Origin of the sequence: Paraburkholderia sp. BR13444 (assembly GCF_040948755.1) — a bacterium.
GTDB lineage: Bacteria > Pseudomonadota > Gammaproteobacteria > Burkholderiales > Burkholderiaceae > Paraburkholderia > Paraburkholderia youngii.
On record NZ_JBFPKM010000012.1, the window covers coordinates 12,674 to 34,280 of the forward strand.

Annotated in this window: 18 protein-coding genes and 1 pseudogene; 14 read left to right on the forward strand and 5 right to left on the reverse strand. The window is 61.6% G+C overall.

Annotation, left to right across the window (positions count from 1 at the left end; genetic code table 11):
* Nucleotides 1-7: 7 nt before the first annotated feature.
* Nucleotides 8-988 carry a LysR family transcriptional regulator gene (locus AB3X95_RS28195; protein ID WP_368623124.1) on the reverse strand — a complete coding sequence of 327 codons (981 nt, stop codon included), beginning with the start codon at nt 986-988 and terminating at the stop codon, nt 8-10.
* A gap of 222 nt (nt 989-1,210) precedes the next feature.
* Between AB3X95_RS28195 and AB3X95_RS28200 the strand changes: the two genes are divergently transcribed.
* Both AB3X95_RS28200 and AB3X95_RS28205 read left to right on the forward strand, forming a co-directional pair.
* Complete coding sequence (locus tag AB3X95_RS28200) at nt 1,211-2,680, forward strand: aldehyde dehydrogenase (RefSeq protein ID WP_368623125.1); 1,470 nt, start codon at nt 1,211-1,213, stop codon at nt 2,678-2,680.
* A gap of 88 nt (nt 2,681-2,768) precedes the next feature.
* Nucleotides 2,769-3,470 (forward strand): annotated as a pseudogene (locus tag AB3X95_RS28205) (GMC family oxidoreductase); the annotation flags it as partial.
* A 144-nt stretch (nt 3,471-3,614) separates the two neighbouring features.
* On the opposite strand, the gene AB3X95_RS28210 reads toward AB3X95_RS28205, so the two are convergent.
* Entirely contained in the window at nt 3,615-5,207 is a 1,593-nt protein-coding gene (locus AB3X95_RS28210; protein ID WP_184228889.1) for a methyl-accepting chemotaxis protein, read from the reverse strand.
* A gap of 27 nt (nt 5,208-5,234) precedes the next feature.
* Between AB3X95_RS28210 and AB3X95_RS28215 the strand changes: the two genes are divergently transcribed.
* From AB3X95_RS28215 to AB3X95_RS28230, 4 genes are all read left to right on the forward strand, one after another.
* Entirely contained in the window at nt 5,235-6,341 is a 1,107-nt protein-coding gene (locus tag AB3X95_RS28215) for a LysR family transcriptional regulator (RefSeq protein WP_368623126.1), read from the forward strand.
* A gap of 130 nt (nt 6,342-6,471) precedes the next feature.
* Complete coding sequence (locus tag AB3X95_RS28220; protein WP_368623127.1) at nt 6,472-7,257, forward strand: SDR family NAD(P)-dependent oxidoreductase; 786 nt, start codon at nt 6,472-6,474, stop codon at nt 7,255-7,257.
* 342 nt (nt 7,258-7,599) lie between these two features.
* Entirely contained in the window at nt 7,600-7,986 is a 387-nt protein-coding gene (locus AB3X95_RS28225) for a hypothetical protein (RefSeq protein ID WP_368623128.1), read from the forward strand.
* An 11-nt stretch (nt 7,987-7,997) separates the two neighbouring features.
* The gene (locus AB3X95_RS28230; protein ID WP_176121377.1) at nt 7,998-8,540 is read left to right on the forward strand and encodes a nuclear transport factor 2 family protein; all 543 of its coding nucleotides are present in this window, start codon (nt 7,998-8,000) and stop codon (nt 8,538-8,540) included.
* Between the two features lie 91 nt (nt 8,541-8,631).
* On the opposite strand, the gene folE is transcribed toward AB3X95_RS28230, so the two are convergent.
* The gene (gene folE / locus AB3X95_RS28235) at nt 8,632-9,267 is read right to left on the reverse strand and encodes a GTP cyclohydrolase I FolE (protein ID WP_368623129.1); all 636 of its coding nucleotides are present in this window, start codon (nt 9,265-9,267) and stop codon (nt 8,632-8,634) included.
* Between the two features lie 186 nt (nt 9,268-9,453).
* Here folE and AB3X95_RS28240 point away from each other — a divergent pair, with 186 nt between their 5' ends.
* Nucleotides 9,454-10,431, forward strand: coding sequence for an NAD(P)H-dependent flavin oxidoreductase (locus AB3X95_RS28240; protein WP_368623130.1), 978 nt, complete (start codon nt 9,454-9,456; stop codon nt 10,429-10,431).
* Between the two features lie 77 nt (nt 10,432-10,508).
* Here the strand turns inward: AB3X95_RS28240 and AB3X95_RS28245 are convergent, their stop codons facing one another.
* The gene (locus AB3X95_RS28245; protein WP_368623131.1) at nt 10,509-12,173 is read right to left on the reverse strand and encodes an MBL fold metallo-hydrolase; all 1,665 of its coding nucleotides are present in this window, start codon (nt 12,171-12,173) and stop codon (nt 10,509-10,511) included.
* Between the two features lie 40 nt (nt 12,174-12,213).
* Nucleotides 12,214-13,395, reverse strand: a complete 1,182-nt coding sequence (bktB, locus tag AB3X95_RS28250; protein WP_368623132.1) for a beta-ketothiolase BktB — start codon at nt 13,393-13,395, stop codon at nt 12,214-12,216.
* Between the two features lie 354 nt (nt 13,396-13,749).
* On the opposite strand from bktB, the gene AB3X95_RS28255 reads away from it, so the two are divergent.
* The 7 genes from AB3X95_RS28255 (at nt 13,750) to AB3X95_RS28285 (ending at nt 21,583) form a co-directional block, all read left to right on the forward strand.
* Nucleotides 13,750-15,684 (forward strand): AMP-binding protein, encoded by a 1,935-nt coding sequence (locus AB3X95_RS28255; protein ID WP_368623133.1) that lies wholly within the window; start codon nt 13,750-13,752, stop codon nt 15,682-15,684.
* Nucleotides 15,685-15,687: 3 nt separating this feature from the next.
* Nucleotides 15,688-16,899, forward strand: a complete 1,212-nt coding sequence (locus AB3X95_RS28260; protein ID WP_368623134.1) for an acyl-CoA dehydrogenase family protein — start codon at nt 15,688-15,690, stop codon at nt 16,897-16,899.
* Between the two features lie 78 nt (nt 16,900-16,977).
* Nucleotides 16,978-18,138, forward strand: coding sequence for an acyl-CoA dehydrogenase family protein (locus AB3X95_RS28265; RefSeq protein WP_368623135.1), 1,161 nt, complete (start codon nt 16,978-16,980; stop codon nt 18,136-18,138).
* A gap of 19 nt (nt 18,139-18,157) precedes the next feature.
* Nucleotides 18,158-18,895 (forward strand): enoyl-CoA hydratase, encoded by a 738-nt coding sequence (locus AB3X95_RS28270; RefSeq protein ID WP_368623136.1) that lies wholly within the window; start codon nt 18,158-18,160, stop codon nt 18,893-18,895.
* Between the two features lie 47 nt (nt 18,896-18,942).
* Nucleotides 18,943-19,737, forward strand: a complete 795-nt coding sequence (locus AB3X95_RS28275) for an enoyl-CoA hydratase/isomerase family protein (RefSeq protein WP_368623137.1) — start codon at nt 18,943-18,945, stop codon at nt 19,735-19,737.
* A 52-nt stretch (nt 19,738-19,789) separates the two neighbouring features.
* Complete coding sequence (locus AB3X95_RS28280) at nt 19,790-20,569, forward strand: SDR family NAD(P)-dependent oxidoreductase (protein ID WP_176121367.1); 780 nt, start codon at nt 19,790-19,792, stop codon at nt 20,567-20,569.
* A 21-nt stretch (nt 20,570-20,590) separates the two neighbouring features.
* On the forward strand, nt 20,591-21,583 hold the full coding sequence (locus AB3X95_RS28285; protein WP_184228898.1) for a nitronate monooxygenase family protein: 993 nt from the start codon (nt 20,591-20,593) through the stop codon (nt 21,581-21,583).
* Nucleotides 21,584-21,607 lie beyond the last annotated feature (24 nt).

The following is a 21,607-nucleotide window of genomic DNA, read 5'->3' on the forward strand; positions in this document are numbered from 1 at the left end:
CCGGCGCTCAGGCCGAATATCTGTCGAGTTCCGCTTTGCCGAAATCGGTTGTCCGAAAGCGTTCGAGCAGGTAGTCCACGAAAACCCTGACTTTCGCGGGCAGATACTGGCGGTGGGGATAGTGCACGTAAATGCGTGGTCCCGCACCCTCCGCCTCGTCTCCGCGCACCCTGTAGTCGGGAAGCACGATCTTGAGCGCTCCGGAGTGCAGATACGGCAGCACCACAGGCACCGAGGACGGCGTGATGCCGGCGCCGCTGAGCGCGGCGATCAGGCTGGTATCCGGCTGACCCGCGACGGTGAGACGGCCGCGGGGATGATGGATGAACCCCTTTTCCCCGCGATTGGTTCGTTTTCGCGTACCGCCGGGCAAGCGTTCGAGATGAAGCGCCGCGAGCCCAAAAGGCATCCGGATGCCGATGAAGTCATGTGCGGCCAGTTGATCCGGCGATTGCGGCACGCCCTTGCGTTCGAGGTAGTCCTGACTCGCGACCAGTACGATTGGGTAGTCGCACAGCGGACGGGAGACATGGTTGGTTCCTCGTCCGCGCGCATGTTGAATGCTCACGTCGACACCGTCATTGACCAGACTTGGCGCAACCTCGTCATAGCTGATGTCGATTTCGACGAGCGGGTAACGTTGCAGAAACGCCGCGATCACCGGAGTCAGGCAATGCCTTCCGAACGTGGGCGTCACCGAAACCTTGATCACCCCCTCCGGATGCTCAGGGCTGCGCCGCACATCCGCGACGGCTTCGTCGAGTTGACTCAACAACGGCGCCACGCGTTGAAAGAACTGCCGCCCTTCGCTCGTCAGACTGAGCTTGCGGGTGGTCCGGTTGAAGAGGCGCACCCCCAGTTCACGCTCCAGAGCGGCAATGCTCTTGCTGACGGCAGGCGGTGTGACCTGGAGCCGGGTGGCCGCTGCGATGAAGCTGCCGCAACGGACGGCCTGAACGAAAGGCTGCAGGTTTCGGATTTCGGGCATCGTCAATTAATGAAAGAAAGTCACTCTAGATGTTCCGTTCGGTAAGCAGTGTAAAGCATGGGCCATCGCTAGAATCGAATTTATCAGAGCCGGCTCGCGTCGCGCGCCAGCCGGCCAGGAGAACATTCAGGAGACGACACGACCGACCGCGACGACGCGCCCGGCGTCTGTTCCTGCACGCGTCTTCTGCCTCCAGAAGTCAAACGCTCAATGGAACAGCACATGTCACTTTCCCCCGCGCACCAACACCCGCTCGACGTCCCCGGCCGACTCTTTATCGGCGGCGCATTTGTCGAAGGTGATGGCGACGCCATCGAGCACGTCAACCCTTCGACGGGTCGTCCTCAGGCCGTTGTGCGCCTGGCTAGCGCGAGCGACATCGACCGCGCCGTCAAGGCGGCCAAGGCGGCCCAACGCGTATGGACGGAGATGGGGCCGCGCGCGAGGACACGATGCTTCAGGCGCCTCGGCGAGCTGCTCGAAGCGAACCAGCAGCAGTTGGCATTTCTCGGTGCCCGGGAGTCCGGCATTCCAGTGGGACTGCCGCTGATGGACATGGCGCTGGGTTGGGTCGATCACTACATGGGCTGGATCGACAAGATCGAGGGTTCGTATGGCGAGTCTTATCCGGCGCCAGGCTTCAATTACACCCGGCGAGAGCCTTATGGTGTGGTGGGCGTCATCATTCCCTGGAACGGTCCGCTGATGGCGACCTGCATGATGGCGCTGCCGGCAATCGCGGCCGGCAATGGCGTCGTTCTGAAGCCGCCAGCGCTTGCGCCTTTCGTCGCGCTGCGAATTGCTGAACTCGCTCATCAGGCCGGCTTGCCAGCGGGCCTGTTCAATGTGGTGCCCGGCGAGACCGAGGCTGGCGAGGCGCTCGTGGCTCACCCCGACGTCGCCAAGGTCACGTTCACGGGCGGCGAAGGCGTCGCGCGGCGCGTGATGGCGACAGCGGCGGCATGTCTGAAGCCGGTCGCGTTGGAACTGGGCGGCAAGTCCGCCAATCTCGTCTTCGAAGACGCCGATCTCGACGCCGCAGCGATGCAGGCGGTATATGGCGCATTGGGGCTGAGCGGGCAGGGTTGCGTGAACCCGACCCGTTTGCTCGTGCACCGATCCCGCTACGACGAAATGGTGTCGCGCGCCGCGGCGGTGGCTGCCAGCATGAAGATAGGTGATCCCTTCGATTCCGGCACTGTCGCCGGACCGGTGATATGCCAGTCGGCTTGCGATCGTATCCTCGGCATCATCGCGCAAGCGCGACGCGACGCGAAGCTGGTTGCGGGCGGCGAGCGATTGGGCGGCGAACTGGCCGACGGCTTCTTCATCCAGCCGACCGTGTTTGCCGATGTGCAGCCCGGAAGTGCGCTGGAACAGAACGAGGTGTTCGGTCCCGTGTTGTCGATCACTCCGTTTGCCGGTGACACAGAAGCGCTGGCGATCGCCAACGGTACGCGTTACGGGCTCGGTGCTTATCTGCACACCAATGATCTCGATCGGGCGCACGCATTCGCCGAGCGCCTCGACGCGGGCTACGTGAACATCAACGGCTTCGCGTCGATGGCACCCGTCGCACCGTTCGGCGGATACCGCCAAAGCGGCTTCGGCAGGGTGGGTGGCTGGGCCGGTATGGAGGAGTATCTGCAACTCAAGAACGTCTTCGTTGCGCGCAGAGAAGGCAAGCGATGAGAGAAAGCGTTTTCGACTATATCGTGTCGGCGGCGGTTCGGCTGGATGCGTCATTGCGGCGAGATTGAGCGAGAATCCTTCGACACGCGTGTTGTTGCTGGAGGCGCAAGGAAGGAAAGGGATTTCTCTTCGACATGCCAGCCGGCAGTTTCGCGCTGATGGGCAATCCCCCAGGGCGGACTGGATTTATCCGACCCGCGCCAGATCCCTCCGCTTGTGTGGAAGCAGCAGCATCAATGGGATGGTTTATATCCGTGGCCAGCGTGGGGATTACGACGCGTGGCGGGACAGCGGGTGCCCGGGCTGGGGATTCGACGATCTGCTTCCGTATTTCCGCAAGTCCGAGAATTTCACCGGTCGCGCGTCCATGGCGCATGGCTCTGATGGCCCACTGACCGTCTCGCCGCCGCGCGTACTGCATCCATTGGCTCACACTTTTCTCGAGGCTGCGGGGCAGTGCGGGATGCCAGCGCGTGCCGAGTATTGCGCAGGCGACCTGCATGGATCATTCATCGTCTATGGCACGACCCGGAAGGGCAAACGCTGCAGCGCTCGCAAGGCCTACCTCGAACCTGCGCTAGATCGGCCCAATCTCACTGTCACGACTGACGCGATCGTGGACCGTGTGCTCTTCGAACAACGGAGGGCGATTGGTGTGAAGGTGATTGTCGCAGGCGAGAGGCGCACTTTTACCGCTCGCCGCGAAGTTGTGCTGAGTGCGGGAACGATCGCTTCGCCCGGCGTGTTGCTGCGATCCGGCATCGGCGCTGGTGCCGATCTGTCCGCGATGGGTGTTGAAATCGTCGCCGATCTGCCCGGCGTCGGCCGTAACGTGCAGGAACATTGCGTCGTAGCTATGACGTCGGAGATCAGGACGGTGTTATCGAATGGCCGGGACGCTGGAGACATCGTCCAGACATCTACCATTACGGCTTTACGCGGCAGTTCCGCTCAGCAGCGCGTTTCGTTCGTCGCGGGAAAGCGTGAAAACGCACAGCATTTCGGCGAGTCGCTGGGTCTGCTGCTTCATGCTATCGGCTGCGGCCGTGTGCTGCTGAACGAGCGTTGAGTTCACCTGCGTCATGCGGTCCAGCTGTTCTACCGCAACGCTGACCTGACTGACTCCGGCCGACTGCTCTCGCGATGCCTCCGCGATCTGGCTGACCAGATTGGTTACGCCACGAACTTGTGCGACGATGTCGGCAATCGTCTTGCCTGCCGAATCGACCAGCTTCGATCCTCCTTCGACCGTTTCGACGCTTTGCGTGATCAACGCCTTGATTTCCTTTGCGGCCTGCGCGCTGCGTTGAGCGAGATTCCGGACCTCGCCCGCTACCACGGCGAACCCACGTCCGTCTTCGCCGGCTCTCGCGGCTTCGACCGCGGCGTTCAGGGCCAGAATGTTGGTCTGGAAGGCAATGGCATCGATGACGGAGATGATGTCCGAAATCTTGCTGCTCGACTGCGTGATTTTCTCCATCGTCGAGATGACCTGATCTACTACTCGTCCCCCATCTTCGGCCGCCTGGCTCGCGCGGGCGGCCAGACTACTCGCCTGTCTGGCTGCGTCGGCATTGTGACCCACCGTCGAGTTGATCTGCTCCATCGAAGCAGCCGTCTCTTCGAGACTGCTGGCCTGCGTTTCCGTTCGTCCGGAAAGCTCGAACGTGCCCGCGGCAATATCGTTCGTGGCCTGTTGCATGGTCTTTACGCCATTACGGACGTCGAGCACGGTGGCACGCATGTTGATACTGACCTGATTCAGCGTTCGGAGCACATCACCGATTTCATCGCTTCGAGCGCTGTGGCACGTGGCGCTCAGATCGCCCGCGGCAATCTTCATCGCAGTTCGCGCGGCTTCCTGCAACGGGGCAGCGATGACGCGAGACAGGAACACGCCCGCAGCGGAGGTCAGCAGAATCAAGGCGACGAGTTCGCTCCAGAAAGAGAACGAGGAAAGCCCCTCGGCGCAGCTCGCCAGTCCGAGTATGTCCACCAGAGCGAGCACGCCGAGGACGCCCCAGATGTAGCGCTTCAGACCAACCGAGCGAATCCGGCCGGCGGCCTTGCCAAAAATGCCGCGGCGCACGATGCGCCCTTGCTCCCATCCGAGCTTTCCGTCATGGTCAGAGCGAAAACGTCGATACAGTGCTTCGGTCTGCTCGATCTCACCATGAACCGGCTTGCTGAGAACCATTAGGGAGCCGATGTATCGTCCGTGCGAAACGAGTGGCGCCATGTTCAGGCGGCACCACACGAGGGTGCCACGCTTGCAGGCGAGCTTGATCAGTCCGCTCCAGGGCTTGCCCTGCTTAACAGCCGCTCCGAGGTCGGCCAGTACCGGTTGGGGAACGTCGCGTATGCGGTCCGCTCCCTGCGTAGCCTGGAGTTCCTGCAGCGAAAAGCCCGTGACGCGTTGATAAACCGGGTTCGTATAGACCACCTGAGATTGCACGCCTACGCAGCAGACCATCAGTTCATGGTCCTGTAGCTCGTAATCGCGATTCGTATTGTCCTGTTGCCCCATATCTGTCCAAGCTCACCTGAGCTGTCTTTGGTTATTATTCGTATTGTAGAACGTCATTCTAAAATGTATGTGGATCGATGCTTGACGTCAAGCTGGGGAGCACCCGATATGTCGTTGGGGCCCCCGCGTTCACCAAGCGGCGTTCAACAATGTGACCAGGGTTCGTCCGCAGTGCCCCGCAACGGGACAAAGGCGATATGCTGGCGACACTCGATATCAAAGTCATATCAGCTCATGGAATTGCGGCATCTCAGACATTTCGTTGCGGTTGCGGAGACCCAGCATTTTGGCCGTGCGGCTGCGCGACTGGGCATGGCGCAGCCGCCGCTCAGCCAGTCGATCATGCGGCTGGAGGAGCAGCTTGGTATCAAACTGCTCGAACGCACACCGCGAGGCGTTTCGCTCACGCCCGCCGGAGCCGCGTTGCTCGCGGAAGCCAAGCCACTGATTGCGCAAGCCGAGCTGGCCGAGCGGCGCGTGCGGCAAGCCGCCGACGAACTGGCGAGTTTGAGCGTTGCGTTCGTGCCGATGTGCGCGGTTCGAATCATGCCGCTAGCCATTCAGGGGCTCCGCAAGCAATGGCCCGGTGTCGACGTCCGGTTGATCGAGCGCGGCAGTGCTTTGACCGTCGCCAGCGTGAAAAACGGCAGCATTGACCTGGGCGTGGTGGTCACCAGCGCCGCGGACGTCTCGGGTTTGGAAAGCGTGGTTATCGAGCGTCTGCGTGTGGTCGCCGCGGTTCCGGCGAAGTGGCCGGTGGCGACGCAGCGTTCGATTCGCATCGCGGATCTCGCGCGATATCCGCTCATCATGTTCCCTCAGCAGATGTCGCAGCCGCTCTTCGCCGCGTTCGAGGCCGCGCGCCGCGAGGCGGGGCTGTCGCCGCGCGTGACCCAGCAAGCGCGCCATCCTTATACGATGCTCAATCTCGTGGCTCACGAGCTGGGTGTCGGCCTGATGCTGGACTCGGCGCGGTACTTGCCCGTGGAGGGGGTCGCCTACATCGACATCGAGGATGTTCCAGCTTCGGGCGAAACCGAAGTGTCGCTGGTGTGGGCGGATAGGCCTCACAAGCCCTACCATCGTTCGATGCTCGACATCATGCGTGAAATCGCGTCGTCGACTGCTACGTGATATCCACAGTAGCTGCTCCTTCCGTCATGCGGATCCTCGTTTATCTTGACACCTTCAAACGGGGCGTTTATGTTTCCGAATGACGTTCAGAAAATAACTTTGCTCGCGACGCGAGCCAAAAGGAGGAGCAGTGAGCACGAATGTGGCGAGTCTATTCAATCTCGATCAGAAAGTAGCGGTGGTGACAGGGGCAGGTTCGGGCATCGGACGTGAGACGGCCTTGCTGCTAGCGTCGGCCGGCGCGGCGGTGGTCGCGGCGGATCTGAACGAGGAAGCGGCACAGCAGACGGTCAAACAAATCGAAAGCGCGTCAGGCAAGGCTATCGCGGTCAAAGTGGACATCGGCAATGAAGCGTCGATTCTCGCGATGTACGAAACCGTGCAGGCGAAGCTCGGGCGCCTCGATATTCTCGTCAACAACGCGGGTATCTATCCGAAGACGCAATTCGTCGAGACGTCGGCCGAGAAGTGGGACAAGGTGCTCGGCGTCAACCTGCGCGGCACCTTCCTGTGCATGCGCGAAGCGATCAAGCGGATGCAGGGTGCCAAAAACGGCGGTTCGATCATCAATATTTCGTCGGTGGCTTCGCTGCAGCCGGTGATTTTCGACAACGGCGACTACGGCGCATCGAAGGCGGGTGTCAACAACCTCACCAAGGTCGCAGCTCTCGAATTCGCACCATATGGAATTCGCGTGAACGCAGTGCTGCCCGGCGGCGTGGCAACGGAGGGCGCGGCCGCATCGACGAAGGTTCATCAGGCCCACGGGCCCATTACGCAGCCTGGCCGCATGCCGCTGGGCCGCATCGGTGTCGCCTCCGATATCGCGAGGGCTGTGCTGTTCTTCGCGTCGCCGGCATCGGACTATGTCACCGGACAGCTTCTCGCTGTCGATGGCGGCTTCCAGGTCTCCTGATTGCCCGTCCGCGTCTCATTGCCGACCCCGTTGCACACATGACCATGTGTGTGCAACGGCCGCTCGCGCATGCGATCCGGTCTATCCCTTCACGGCTAGTGAAAACACCGACGCCATTAATTGAACGACTTGTTGCATAACAGTTTTCCGTGACCTAGGATGTCTATCTAGAGGCGTCATGCAAGCGCCCGCCAGGCATAAGTCTGATCGGAGACATGCGATGTACTTTCTCGACAGCGATTTACGAGGTCCACTTGCGGACTACACGTTCGACTATCGTCGTCAGCGCGCTGAAAACGGCGCTCCCTCGTCGAACGAATCGGCTCGCGCAAGACAGCCGAATTGGGTGACGCGCGCGCTGGAAGCAATGGCGGCTGGTACTCTCGGCAAACCGCGCATGGGGGGCCGGACACGATGAAAACGCTGACTCGCGAGAGCGCACGAGAAGCGCGCAGAGTATGGCTGCCGCTCATTCTTCTGTCGATTTCGGCAGCAGCGGTCTGGCTGCTGCAACGTGACCTGCACATGGAAGAACTAGGTCGGTCCGCGCTGTTCGGCGTCGTGATGACGTTTGCCGTGCTTGGCCTGACGGCACTTGCGGGCATCATCGGATGTGCGATCGCGAGCCGTGCGCGAGCGCAGGAGACTGATTTGTCGGCAGGAGAAGGCTATTGCTTCGTTGGCGCCGTGATTGGCGCGGTCGTCTTTTTTGTCGCCATGACCATCTAACGGTAAAAACGATGAATGAAGAGTTGAACGCACGCGTGCAAGCGCTGCTGGACAAACAGGACATACTCGAATGCGTGCACCGGTATTGTCGCGGGGTCGACCGCATGGACCGTGAGTTGACGCTGTCGGCATACCATCCGGGCGCCATCGACGATCACGGCGCATTCGTTGGAAATGCAGAGGAATTCGTCGACTGGGCTTTTGGATACCATACCGAGCATCAGTTGTCGCACCACCATATGGTGTTCAATCACAGCGTCGAATTGCAGGGCAATGAGGCGCACGCGGAAACATACTGGCTTTTCTTCGGAGAAAATCGCGTCAAGCCGGACACGCTGGCGGTGGGGCGCTATATCGACCGCTTCGAGAAGCGTGATGGTGTGTGGGCCATTGCCGCTCGTGTTTGCATCTCTGAAGCGATCAACGAACTGACGCCTGCAGAAGTACCTGCTGCATGGCGCGAAATCCTGATGAGCAACGGCGTTAGTTCAAGAGATCGTGAAGACGTTTCTTATGAACGGCCTCTAACGACGCGTCAACCCGCCGAGGTTTGACGCCGCACGCAAGCCTGTAACGACGCTCGCCGCGCATACGCAAATCGATTTGCCCAAAAAGCCAACGTCGGCTGGAAGCCGACGTTGGCTTTTAGCTATTGGGTAATGAGGTATTCCCGCCGTGACCGACAATCGAGAGAAACTCGCGGCGCGTGGAATGATCGTCACGGAATGCGCCCAGCATTCGACTCGTCACCAGCGACGCGCCCGGCTTATGCACGCCCCGCGTGCTCATGCACTGATGTGCGGCTTCGAGAATGACGGCGACCCCCTTGGGTTGCAGCACGGTGTTCAACGCGTCGGCGATCTGAACGGTCATCTTCTCCTGAATCTGCAAGCGCTTGGCATAGACATCGACGAGGCGCGCGAGTTTGGAAATGCCGACCACGCGATGCTCGGGCAAGTAGGCAACGTGCGCGCGTCCGATGATGGGCACCATATGATGTTCGCAGTAGCTTTCGAAGCGAATGTCCTTTAGCACCACCATCTCGTCATAGCCATCCACCTCGGAAAACGTGGTTGCCAGGATCTGCATTGGATCGGATTCGTAGCCCGAGAAGAACTCGCGGTATGCGCGCGCGACGCGCGCGGGTGTTTGAATGAGGCCTTCCCTTTCGGGGTTGTCGCCTGCCCATCGGATGAGTGTTCGCACGGCTTCTTCCGCTTGATCCATGGTCGGGAGAACCGACACTTCCTCAGCGCTAATCTCGTTGTCTCGCTTGTTCATCAATTCTCCTGATCGTTCATGCCGCGTGCAATCACATGCGTGTCCGCGAGTGCAGCACATGAGCATCGGCAATGGAGAAGTGTATATAATGGCACGATGTTCGTAAATATAAACGAATGACGCATTTCACACGCGACGACCGCTGCACGTTGACGAATCAGGATGCACTTACACAGGAATCAGCAGATGAAAACGCGCATTACAGAGTTGCTTGGGATTCGATACCCGATTGTTCAAGGGGGCATGATGTGGGTGGGCCGCGCGGAATTGGCCGCTGCTGTCTCGAACGCCGGTGCGCTCGGCACCATCACCGCTCTCACTCAGCCCACACCGGAGGCATTGCGCAACGAGATAGCTCGCGTTCGCTCGATGACGGATCGGCCATTCGCCGTGAACCTGACAATTCTGCCGACGATCAAGCCGGTGCCGTACGACGAGTACGTACAAGCGGTCGTGGAGAGCGGTGTGCAGATCGTCGAGACGGCGGGACGCAATCCCGAGTCATATATGCCGTCATTCAAGGCTGCGGGGATCAAGGTGATCCACAAGTGCACTTCGGTGCGTCACGCGCTGAAAGCCGAGGCGTTGGGGTGCGACGCCGTGAGCGTGGACGGATTCGAATGCGCCGGCCATCCCGGTGAGGACGACGTGCCGAATCTGGTCCTGTTGCCGGCCGCGGCCGCGAAGCTGCGCATCCCGATGATTGCCTCGGGTGGCATCGCCGATGCGCGCGGCATGGTCGCCGCACTCGCGCTCGGCGCGGATGGCATCAACATGGGAACGCGTTTCATGGCAACGCGGGAGGCGCCGATTCACGAGAACGTCAAGCGCAGGCTAGTAGAGCATGATGAGCGCAATACGGCATTGATCTTCCGCACGCTGAAGAACACGTCGCGTATCTTCAGGAATTCGGTAGCGGAGCGAGTGCTGGAGCTGGAGCATAAAGAGGGTGCGACGTTTGCGGATCTCAAGCCGCTCGTCAGCGGGGAGCGCGGCAAGCGTATGTACGAGACGGGCGATACGGAAGATGGAACGTTCCCGGCCGGTCTGGCAATCGGGCTTATCGAAGATATTCCCACCTGTGCGGAACTCGTGAATCGGATGGTGGCTGAGGCGCGCGCACTCATTCATGACCGGCTGACCGCGCTCGTAGCAGAGAGTTGAAGCCGAAAGAAGACGGCAATCGAATGCGGCTGTCCGCGCTTGAGATTCAGGGGGCGAGTGGACAGCCGATACATGCATTACGAGCGCAAGCACGCTCGCGCGGTCAGATGACGGTGTTCGTCGAGCCGATCCAGATGAGCCAGCAGCGACCGGGAAGCGGCTGGCCAAAGTCTTTCGGGAACATCGGTGTAAGCAAGCCGCAGCCAATCGTCGATCGAACCGCTCGGCAGCGCCTTGACCGCGGCGGCGATCTTGGCTTCCCGGGCGAACCGGTGTGCCTTGAGGTGCGCGATCTGGTCACGCGCACGGTCGAGCACGTACCCGTGTGCGGGGAGAATAAATTCGATCTCACGTTCGGTACAGATCGCGTCGAGTCGGTCTAGTGACGCAAGGTACGCCGTCATATTGCCGTCCGGAGGATCGATGATGGTCGTGCTGCCATTCAGAATGTGATCGCCGCTGAATAGCAGTCCGTCCTCCAGAAGGACCAGGCACACGTGGTTGCTTGCGTGCCCGGGCGTCGAGACCACCAGCAATCGATGCGTCTCTCCGTCATGCGCAAGCGTGAGCACCTCGCCGTCGAGCAATTCACGGTCGGGGACGAAGTGATTGCTTGCCTTGGCGGCAGGTCCGGACGGCACGCCGAGGATGGGTGGCTTGTGCGGGCATATGGACTGCAGCGGCCTCGCTCCGGGCGCATGGTCCACGTGGGAGTGCGTGCAGACGATCATGCGAATGTCGCCGCCCGTTGCCGAGAAGATGCGTTGAAGGTGCGCCTGGTCGTCTGGTCCTGGATCGACGACGATGAAGCCAGTCGTCGCCGTGCCGACGATGTAGCTATTCGTGCCTGGACCGGTCATCAACCCGCCGTTCGTCGCGGTCAATCGCATCACGTTTCGCAGGAGTGGGATCGCTTCTGTGGATCGCCAATCGAGACAGTGGAGGACCTGGCCATCGGGGCACACGAGGCGCAGTTCGCCGTATGGGGTATCGCCTTCCATGCACCGCATGACACTGCCTGCTTTCATCCCACCACGCGGACAACTGCTCCAGAGTGACTTTTCCGCCCTACACGCGGCGAGCAGTGCATCAACCGAGTCGAACGAGCGAAGGCGCTCGAGCGTGCGCACCGTTGGGAAGATCATCGCGAAGTCGCCAGCGGCATGGCGTGCCAGCGCCTCGTCGGGACGGACCCACAAGGGTTCGAACTGCTCGGCGCCGTCCGCGACCGCGGTTTGATCGACCGGCATGCGCGCCACGAAAAACTGGACGTCAAAGCGCCGCGGCAGATCACGGTCGGTGATCCAATGAGCAAACGGATAAACGCAATCCGCAGCGAGCGTGAGCCCATGCTGCGAGCAATCCTCGATCGCTGTTGCCCGCTCGAGCTTCGCAATGTCGTGGTCGTCGACGAGCACACCGTCGTGTCGCCATGCCAGCAGCACGCCGAGTTCTTCGAATGTTTCCCGAATGGCAGCCACGGCCTGAACCGCCTGCGTATCGTCTTGCGTGGCGCGCCGTCGTGCGCTGCCGGCGATTCGTGCATCGGAGGAGTCGATCGCTCCGCCGGGGAAGACGAACGCGCCCGGCGCGAAGCTCGCCTGCGCCGACCGTCGTGTCATCAGCACTTCGATGGTTGGCGAACCTTCGTACTGCGCGTCGCGGACCAGGAGCATCGTCGCAGCGGGACGTGGCGCCACCGGCTGTCGTTGCGCGTGAAGCAGTTGTTCGGGACGTACCACGTCGCTCCCTCTGGTTGAACGAATAACGCTGCGGAAAGCCTTAAATGCGCTCGAAGATGGCCGCGATGCCTTGGCCCCCGCCGATGCACATCGTCACGAGCGCATAGCGGCCGCCGCAACGATGCAACTCGTGAATGGCTTTGACCGCAATGACGGCGCCGGTCGCGCCAATCGGATGACCGAGCGAAATACCCGATCCGTTCGGGTTGACCTTCGCGCTGTCGAATTCCAGTTGCTTCGCCACCGCGCAAGCTTGCGCGGCGAAAGCCTCGTTCGCTTCGATCACATCGAGGTCGGCGACGGTCAAACCCGCGCGCTGCAGCGCCTTCCGTGTTGCAGGCACCGGACCAATGCCCATGAATTGCGGGTCGACGCCCGCGTGAGCCCAGGAGACCAGTCGCGCAAGAGGACGAAGGCCACGTTGTTCGGCGGTGCGGCGGGCCATCAGCAGGACAGCTGCGGCGCCGTCATTGAGACCGGACGCATTGCCGGGCGTGACCGTACCGTCTTTCTGGAACGCCGGGCGCAATTTGGCGAGATCGGCGAGGGTCGTGCCCGACCGCACATGCTCATCGGTATCGAAAGCGATTTCGCCTTTTTTCGTACGCAAGGCTATCGGCACGATCTGCTCGCGGAAGTTGCCGTCGTGAATGGCTTGCGCAGCGCGCCGGTGCGATTCGACGGCGAGCGAGTCCTGGTCGTCGCGCGTGATGCCGTACTTCTTCGCGACGTTCTCTGCGGTTACGCCCATATGGCAAGCACTGAACGGATCAGTCAACGCGCCGACCATCATGTCGATCAGACGGATGTCGCCCATGCGCGAACCCCAACGCGCGCCGGTGGCCACGTAGGCTGCGCGCGACATGCTTTCCGCACCTGCGCCGATGGCAATTTCGGTGTCGCCGTGCGCGATGGCCTGGGCGGCGGAGATGATTGCCTGGAGGCCGGAGCCGCACAGCCTGTTGAGCGTCAGCGCCGGTGCTTCGGCGCTGACGCCGCCTTCCATCGCGGCGACGCGCGCAAGATACATGTCGCGAGGCTCCGTATGGATCACGTTGCCGAACACCACATGACCCACCTCTTCACCCGGCAGATTCGTACGCTCGAGCAGCGCGCGAACGACGGTTGCGCCGAGCGTCGTGGGCGGAACGCTCGATAGCGCGCCACCGAAATCTCCAATAGCGGTGCGAACGGCAGCGGTGACGACGACCTCATCCGACATGATGGCTCCTTGGTCCCGAGAATCGGTGACGATCCGGTTCGTGTTTAACAATATGAATGATGTTCGAAAAGTAGCGCATTTTCGCTTTCGTGTCCACGCAATTGTGCAGTGCGCAAGGGTGAGATCGTGCCGAGCATTTCGTGCTTCATTCGCGCCAGATCGCGGCTTTGATATCCGGGCTTCCTTGTGGGTGACAACGGATAGACGCGCGTTCGATTTCACGCTATGCTGGTTCAACATGGTGATCGACGTTCAATTATTGGTTTATCTTGATCCGCGAGATTTTGCGTGTATCGGATGGCGATGCGAGCGCGCGCGGGACATGACTTGCCAGATAACAACAGGACGACTCAGATGGATGCATGTACGGCTTCGCACGATGCCCTGATGGATGTGCCGTTTCGCCCGATCCGCCTCGGCAGCATGGACGCGATCGTCGAGCGAAGGCCCGATGGAAGCGTGGTGTATCAACTGAAGGAACCGCTCGAACCGTATCCCGTCCGCTTGACGGAGCGGCTCGAACACTGGGCGAGTGTCACACCCGAGCGTGCGCTGCTCGCGCGGCGGACGCCGGACGGCAAGTCATGGGAGTCCCTGACCTATCGGCAGGCGTTCGACGGCGCGCGTGCGCTGGGGCAGGCGTTGCTCGACCGAGGCTTGTCGCCGTCCCGTCCGTTGATGATTCTTTCGGATCGGAGCTTCGAACACGCGCTGTTCGCGCTCGCCGCATTGCACGTCGGGGTTCCCTATATTCCGGTGACGCCCGCATATTCGCTGTTGTCGCAGGACTTTTCGAAGCTCAGGCAACTCGCTGCCGTATGCACGCCCGGCCTCGTCTTCGCTGATGACGGCGCGCAATATGGCCGTGCGTTGCGCGAGGTGTTTGGCGACGTCGAATGTGTCGTCGTCGGTCCGTTGCCGGAGGGGCGTGCCGGTTCGCGTGTCGCCGACTGGCTGAAGACGCCGGTTACGGCCGACGTCGAAAAGGCGTTCAATGCGGTCGGCCCGGATACGGTGGGCAAGATCATGTTTACTTCGGGAACGACGGGCGTACCGAAAGGCGTCATCTACCCGCAACGCATGTTGTGCAGCAATCGACAGCAAGTCGCCCAGGTGTTCGCGTTTCTTCAGGATGGGCCACCGGATCTCGTCGACTGGCTGCCGTGGCATCACACCTTTGGCGGCACGCACAACTTCGGCATGGTGCTGTACGGCGGGGGTACGTACTACCTGGACCCAGGCAAGCCGACGCCGGAGGAAATTGGGCCGACGGTGCAGGCGTTGCGCGAAATCGCACCGGTCGTCTACCTCAATACGCCTCAAGGGCTGGCCTCGCTGATTCCGCATCTGAAGGCGGACGACGCGCTGCGCAAAAAATTCTTCAGCAAGCTCGCGCTCATCTACTACGGCGGCGCCAGCCTGCCGAAGCACATCTGGGCGCAACTCGACGAGCTCGCGGTGCGAACCATCGGCCAGCGCGTTCTTATCATGTCGGGCATCGGCGGCACGGAAGCGGGCCCGACGCCAATGTCGGCAGCCTGGGATCCGCGACGCGAGGCGATTGCGGGCTTGCCCGTGCCCGGCGTCAAAGTGAAAGTGGCTCCGGTGGACGAGAAGCTGGAAATCCGCTTTTTCGGCGACTGTGTTACGCCCGGCTACTGGAAAGATCCCGAGCGCACCGCCGCCTCGTTCGACGAGGAGGGCTATTTCCGCTCGGGTGACGCCGCAACCTTCATCGACCCGCAGCGTCTGGAACTTGGACTGCGTTTCGACGGACGCATCGCGGAGAACTTCAAGCTATCCACGGGTACATGGGTCAACGTCGCGGAGTTGCGACTGTACGCGCTGAACGTGTTTGGCCCGTATGCGCGCGACATCGTGATCGCCGGGCACGACCGCGAATACCTGAGCGCGCTCGTCTTCCCCGACATCGAAGCGTGCCGTGCGCTTTGCGACGACCTTCACGATCCGATGCCGGACGTCGACCAGATCATCAACAGCCGCGGTGTGCGCGCCTTCTTCCAGGCGGGGCTCGACAAGCTCGCCGCGCGTGCTGGAGGTAGCTCTGCCCGCATTGTCCGCATCGTGCTCGAAAGCGAGCAGCCGACGCTCGATAACGGCGAATTGAGCGCGAAGAGCGCAATCAGCCAACGCAATGTGCTCGAGCGGCGGCGTGGCGTCGTCGACGAGCTGTATCGCGTGCCGCCCACGCCGCGCACCCTGGTCGGTAACGCGGCCGCGGCAGCGGATGCAGATCGAGTTCAACGTACTGAAAACGCTGGAAGCTAAACAATGGATTTTCGCGTAGACCCCGCGGACTTGGCGTTCCGTGAAGAAGTTCGGGCGTTTCTCAAGCAGCATCTGCCGGCGGATATGGCCTTTCGCGGGCAGCAGGGCTTTCTCGCAGGCGACGACGATTCGCAGCGCTGGACCCGCATTCTGCATGAGACGCGCGGATGGTCAGTGCCGCATTGGCCGGTTGCGGACGGCGGCACCGGCTGGAGCGCGATGCAGCGCTACATATTCGAAGAAGAGTGCTATCTGGCGGGCGCGCCGGCGCAGAATCAGGCGGGTGTGTCGCTAGTTGGCCCGGTGATTTGCGAGTTCGGCAATGAAGAGCAGAAGCGCCGCTTTCTGCCGCCGATTCAACGCGGGGAAGTGTTCTGGGTACAAGGCTTTTCGGAGCCGGGCTCGGGCTCCGATCTCGCGTCGCTGCGTACGACGGCGGTTCGCGATGGAGACCATTACATCGTCAACGGGCAGAAGATCTGGACCAGCTTTGGCACCTCTGGCCAATGGAATTTCGTGCTGGTGCGCACGGATACCGAAGCGAAGCCGCAAAAAGGCATTTCCTTTTTGCTGCTCGACATGACGTCGCCGGGTGTTACCGTGCGACCGATCGGCTCGCTCGACGGCTGCAACCACCTTGCCGAAGTGTTGTACGACAACGTGCGCGTGCCCGCCGAAAACCTGATCGGCGAAGTGAACAAGGGCTGGGGGTATACGAAATTTCTGCTCTTCAACGAGCGCGCGTTCCTCGGCGCCGAGGCCCCGGCGCTCAAGCGCTATCTGCGCAAGATCCGGCACTACGCGTCGCGCGAGCACGCGGCCGGCAAGCCGTTGATCCAGGACCCGACGTTTGCGGCGCGTCTTGCGCAGTACGAGCTGGAGGTTCGCGCCATCGACATGGCGGTGCAGAAGATCCTGCATCAAGGGATCGACGAGCGCAGCGGCGGAATGGCAATCGGCTCCATGCTAAAGGTGCGAGGCTCGGAGCTCCATCAGAAGCTGACCGAGATGCTGCTCGAGGTGATCGGCGACTACGGTGCCGTGTTCTATCCCGATCCGAACGAAGAGCGAGCGCTGCGCGACGCGTCGTTTATCGGGCCCGAGTACGCGCCGGGCCTCGCGGCAGAGGTTTTCTATCGACGTGCTTGCACGATCTATGGCGGGACGGCCGAAATTCAGCGAAACATCATCGCCAAGGCGATGTTCGACCTGTGAGCTCGAGTCGATCCACGAACATCCGTCGATTCCCGTTGGGGGGAATCGCATCAATTGCCGGCAGAAAGAGGGTGCAGCATGGATTTTGAGTTGAGCGACGAACAGCGGATGCTACAGGAAAGCGCGCAGCGCTTTGTGCAAAAGAGCTATACGTTCGAACATCGCCGCAAACTGGCCTCGGAACAAGGAGGCTTTTCGCGCGACACGTGGCGCACGCTCGGCGAAATGGGCTGGCTCGGTATCGCGGTTCCGGAGGAAATGGGCGGGCTCGGTTTCTCGCCCGTCGAAAGCGCCATTGTGGCCGAGCAGATCGGCCGCGCGCTGGTGTTGGAACCGTATGCGATGTGCGGTGTGTTTCCCGCGTCGTTGGTGACTCGCTGTGGGCGCGAAGGGCAGCGCGAGACGCTGCTTGCCGAGATCGTCTCGGGGGAGGTTGTTTATGCGGTCGCGCACAGCGAACGCGAGGCGCGAGGCCAGGTGCACTATGTGACGGCCACCGCCAAGAAGACCACCGACGGGACCTGGCGGCTGGATGGCTACAAGACGCTCGTGGTGGGCGCACCTGTCGCCGATCGCCTCCTCGTCGTCGCACGCACGGCCGGTGCGGCCGGCGACAAGGATGGCATCGGTATTTTCGTCGTCGATCCGAAGCAGGCAGGCGTGACGCTCAAGACCTGCGCGTTGCTCGACGGCACGCCATCGGCCGACTTGCTGCTCGAAGGCGTCGTGGTGGCGCAATCCGATGTCTTAGGCGAAGCGGGCAATGCCTTCGAAGGGCTGCAGGCCGCCGTCGACGAAACGATCGTCGCGATCTGTGCGGAACTCGTAGGCGATATGGAGGATGCCATCGAACTCGCTTCGGAATATCTGAAGACCCGCAAGCAGTTCGGCGTCGCGATCGGCAGCTTCCAGGCGCTGCAACACCGGATGGCCGACATGGCGATCGATGCGATGCAGGCGCGAGCAACACTGCATCGCGCATTGCTCGCGCTCAGCGAGAACGGGCCAAATAGAAGCGTCGAGGTTTCAGGCTGCAAGGCGCAGACCACTCGCAGCGCGAAGTTCGTGACGCAGCAAGGCATCCAGTTGCACGGCGGTTACGGCATTACGAATGAATACAAGGTCGGCCATCACTATCGCCGCCATCTGGTACTCGGCGCGTTGTTCGGCAACATGGACTATCACCTGAATCGTTACGCGCGCCAGATTCAGTGCGAGGTATTGGCTGCGCTGGCGTGAACCCTATCGAGGAATTGCGATGGACGCGAAAGTAACCGATTTGCTCGGCGTGACTCGAGAAGACGCCGTTCTTACGCTGACACTGAATCGGCCCGAAGCTCGCAACGCGCTGAACCTTGCATTGACCGAAGCACTCGTCGGCGCGTTGAACCGCTTCGAAGCGGACGAAAGCCTGCGTGTGCTGATCGTGACCGGCGCAGATCCGGCCTTTTGCGCGGGGCTCGATCTGAACGACTTCTCGGCGCCCGATGCGCCGCGCTCGTGGGTCGCGGAAATGATCGATATGTGGCCGCGCATCACCAAGCCGGTGATCGCGGCGGTCAACGGCGCTGCCGTTACCGGCGGTCTGGAACTTGCGATGGGATGCGATTTCATCATCGCGTCCGAGCGCGCGCGCTTTGCCGATACGCATACGAAAATCGGCGCGCTCGCCGGCGGCGGCATGACTGCGAGATTGCCATATATCGTGGGTCCGAGGTGGGCGAAGCAGATCAGCTATACCAGTGAGCCGATTGACGCGGCCACGGCTTTGCGCATTGGCCTCGTCAACGAGTTGGTCGGCCACGATCAACTGATGGAGCGGGCAAGCTCACTCGCGAAGACGATCGCGAGCCGCCGGCCCGATCTCGTCGCGACGGTCAAGCGTGTGATCGATCAGGGTGCGCTAACTTCACTGGAGGAGGCCTTGCGAATCGAGAAGGCTGCTTTGGCGCAAAGAAAGAAGAATGGCGGCATGGCGTGGCAGGTGGGGAAATAACCGGCTGCTCAACCAAAGCGCTTAACTCAAGGGACGTGGGTACCCGCATGACAAATCTCTACGATCTTCCAGACGATATTCAGGTGACAGCCGCCGGCGGCCTGCGCATCATCACGCTCAATCGGCCAGACGATCTGAACGCGTCGACCACGGAGATGCTGTTCAACTATCCCAAGCTTTTTGCTGCGCTAGCCTCGGACTCCGACGCGCGTGTCGGCATTCTCACCGGTGCGGGACGAGCGTTCAGCGCTGGCGGAAACATGCATCACTTCGTCAAGACGCTCGACGACCCCGAGTTCGCCACGCAGGTCCAGGAGAACGCACGTCGAACGATACACGGCTTCATCGACGTGCCGATTCCGCTTATCGCTGCGGTCAACGGGCCGGCCGTCGGCTGGGGCGCGACAATGGCGACCTTGTGCGACATCGTTCTGATGTCGGAGAAGTCGTTTCTCGCGGAACCGCATATCAACATCGGTCTGGTCGTCGGTGATGGGATCTCCGTGGCGTGGCCGCTCTACACCAGTCTGCTGCGAGCGAAAGAACTGATCTTCACCGGGGACCGGATCACACCGCAGCAGGCGGTCGAGTTCGGTCTTGCCAATCGCGTCGTCGAGCCCGAAAAGCTGATGGACGAGGCCTTGGCGCTCGCTGAAAAGCTGCTCAGGCAACCACGCAGCGCGCTGCGTGAAACCAAGAAGCTGATGAATCTCCATCTACATCGCAGTGCGGCGCAGGTGCTCGATACGACGCTTGCGCGGCAGTTGGCGGCGACGCTCAGCAACGAGCATCATCAGATCGCGTCGGCTTTCATCGCTCAGCAGAAACGCAAGCAAGGCTAATTCCGCTCGCCGAGTCTCGTGTTCATCCGTCCGCTCATTTCGTGGAATACCAATGCGCTCATCACTATTCGACCTCACCGACAAGGTCGCGATCGTCACCGGATCGAGTCGCGGCATCGGTTACGCCAGCGCCCTCGGCATGGCGGAGCACGGCGCGAAAGTCGTCATTTCCGGCCGGAACGCCGACGCCTGCGAAACTGCCGCGCAAACCATCAACGATAAGATCGGCAGCCGCGTGGCCATGCCGTTCGCGTGCAATATCGGCCGGAAAGCCGAACTGCAAGGACTAGTGGCCGCGGCGAACGGCGAGTGGGGCCGAGTCGATATCGTGATGGCGAATGCGGCGATTCATCCGTGGATCGGATCCACCCTGGATCTGCAAGACGAAACGTTCAACAAGTTCATGCAGGTCAACGTTCAGAGCAATATCTGGCTCGCGCAATTGACCGTGCCCGGCATGATCGAGCGTGGCTATGGCCGCTTCATTTCGGTGGCATCCGTGGTTGGACTGTTCGGTGATGTCGCGACGGGAACTTACGGGCTCACCAAAGCCGCCGACATGCAGCTCGTGAGGAACCTCGCGATGGAATTCGCAGCAAAGGGCGTCACCGCCAATTGCATCGCGCCCGGAACGTTCAAGACCGAGATGGCGCGATCGCAATGGGAGGACGAGGCGATGGTCGAATGGTACCGTGGCCGCAATCCATCGCAGCGCTTCGGCGAGGTCGAGGAGATCGCCGGGCTCGCCGTGATGCTCGCTTCGCCTTCGGGCGGTTATATCAACGGCCAGACGATCGCGGTGGATGGCGGCCACACGATCTCGTTTCGCTGACGTGCGGGAGGAAATGGCATCATGCGTCCCCACACGTTCCGCACGCGAATCACCGATCTGCTCGGTATTCGCCACCCGATTCTTTGCGGCGGTCTCGGGCCGCGCGTATCCGACGCACGGTATGTCGCGGCGGTGGTCAACGCAGGCGGCATGGGCTTCATTGTCGGCGCGGGCTTTCCCGATTCCGACGAATTCCGCAATGAGTTGCGCACCTGCCGTGAGCTCACCGGTGCCAGGAACTTCGGCGTCAATCTGTACATATCGCGGCAAGCGGGTGGCGTGGAGCGGGTCAAGCAACAGATCCGCATTCTGATCGAAGAAAAGGTTGCCTGCGTGGAGACGGCCGGTGCGAGCCCGGAGGCGGTCGTGCCGCTGCTCAAGGAGGCGGGCATCAAGGTTTTGCACAAGGTGCCCGCCGTGCGCTATGCACATACGGCGGCGCGGATGGGCGTCGACGGCGTGATCGTCGTCGGTAATGAATGCGGCGGCCATCCAGGCGTCTACCAGATCGGCAGCATCGTGCAGGCCGCGCAGGCGCCGCGGGAAATCGGCTTGCCGGTCGTGATCGGCGGCGGCATCGGCACCGGGCGGCAGCTTGCAGGGGTGCTCGCGATGGGCGCCGACGCGGTCCTGATGGGTACTCGCATGATGGTCGCCGAGGAGCTATGGATTCATCCCGAGGTCAAAGCGAAGGTCGTGGCGGGCGACGGCAGCGAAAGCGTCGTGGTCAAGTCTGCGATTCGCGATCACCACCGCGTGCTGCGCAACGAGAGCGCCGAGGCGGTCATGGAACTGGATCGTGCGCAGGTGAGCGAGTTCGAGCGGTTCCGTCCGCACGTGATGGGCGCGCTCGCGCACGAGGCTTACGTGACTGGCGACACCCGCAAAGGCATGATCGACTACGGGCACGCCGCGGTCTTTGCTGACGCGGTCCGGAAGGTCGAGGCAATTTTCGATGAGATCATTGACGACGCGGTGGCGGCGTCGAGCCGGTTGAACAGACTGATGACCTAGACGGCCAGCGCGGCGACGATAGAG

Excerpts from the sequence above, each read along its gene's own strand:
- AB3X95_RS28195 (WP_368623124.1), bottom strand. The coding sequence starts at position 988 with ATGCCCGAAATCCGAAACCTGCAGCCTTTCGTTCAGGCCGTCCGTTGC.
- AB3X95_RS28280 (WP_176121367.1), top strand. The coding sequence starts at position 19,790 with ATGCGCTCATCACTATTCGACCTCACCGACAAGGTCGCGATCGTCACC.
- AB3X95_RS28200 (WP_368623125.1), top strand. The coding sequence starts at position 1,211 with ATGTCACTTTCCCCCGCGCACCAACACCCGCTCGACGTCCCCGGCCGA.
- folE (WP_368623129.1), bottom strand. The coding sequence starts at position 9,267 with ATGAACAAGCGAGACAACGAGATTAGCGCTGAGGAAGTGTCGGTTCTC.
- AB3X95_RS28255 (WP_368623133.1), top strand. The coding sequence starts at position 13,750 with ATGGATGCATGTACGGCTTCGCACGATGCCCTGATGGATGTGCCGTTT.
- AB3X95_RS28260 (WP_368623134.1), top strand. The coding sequence starts at position 15,688 with ATGGATTTTCGCGTAGACCCCGCGGACTTGGCGTTCCGTGAAGAAGTT.
- AB3X95_RS28210 (WP_184228889.1), bottom strand. The coding sequence starts at position 5,207 with ATGGGGCAACAGGACAATACGAATCGCGATTACGAGCTACAGGACCAT.
- AB3X95_RS28265 (WP_368623135.1), top strand. The coding sequence starts at position 16,978 with ATGGATTTTGAGTTGAGCGACGAACAGCGGATGCTACAGGAAAGCGCG.
- AB3X95_RS28230 (WP_176121377.1), top strand. The coding sequence starts at position 7,998 with ATGAATGAAGAGTTGAACGCACGCGTGCAAGCGCTGCTGGACAAACAG.
- AB3X95_RS28270 (WP_368623136.1), top strand. The coding sequence starts at position 18,158 with ATGGACGCGAAAGTAACCGATTTGCTCGGCGTGACTCGAGAAGACGCC.
- AB3X95_RS28275 (WP_368623137.1), top strand. The coding sequence starts at position 18,943 with ATGACAAATCTCTACGATCTTCCAGACGATATTCAGGTGACAGCCGCC.
- AB3X95_RS28240 (WP_368623130.1), top strand. The coding sequence starts at position 9,454 with ATGAAAACGCGCATTACAGAGTTGCTTGGGATTCGATACCCGATTGTT.
- AB3X95_RS28285 (WP_184228898.1), top strand. The coding sequence starts at position 20,591 with ATGCGTCCCCACACGTTCCGCACGCGAATCACCGATCTGCTCGGTATT.
- bktB (WP_368623132.1), bottom strand. The coding sequence starts at position 13,395 with ATGTCGGATGAGGTCGTCGTCACCGCTGCCGTTCGCACCGCTATTGGA.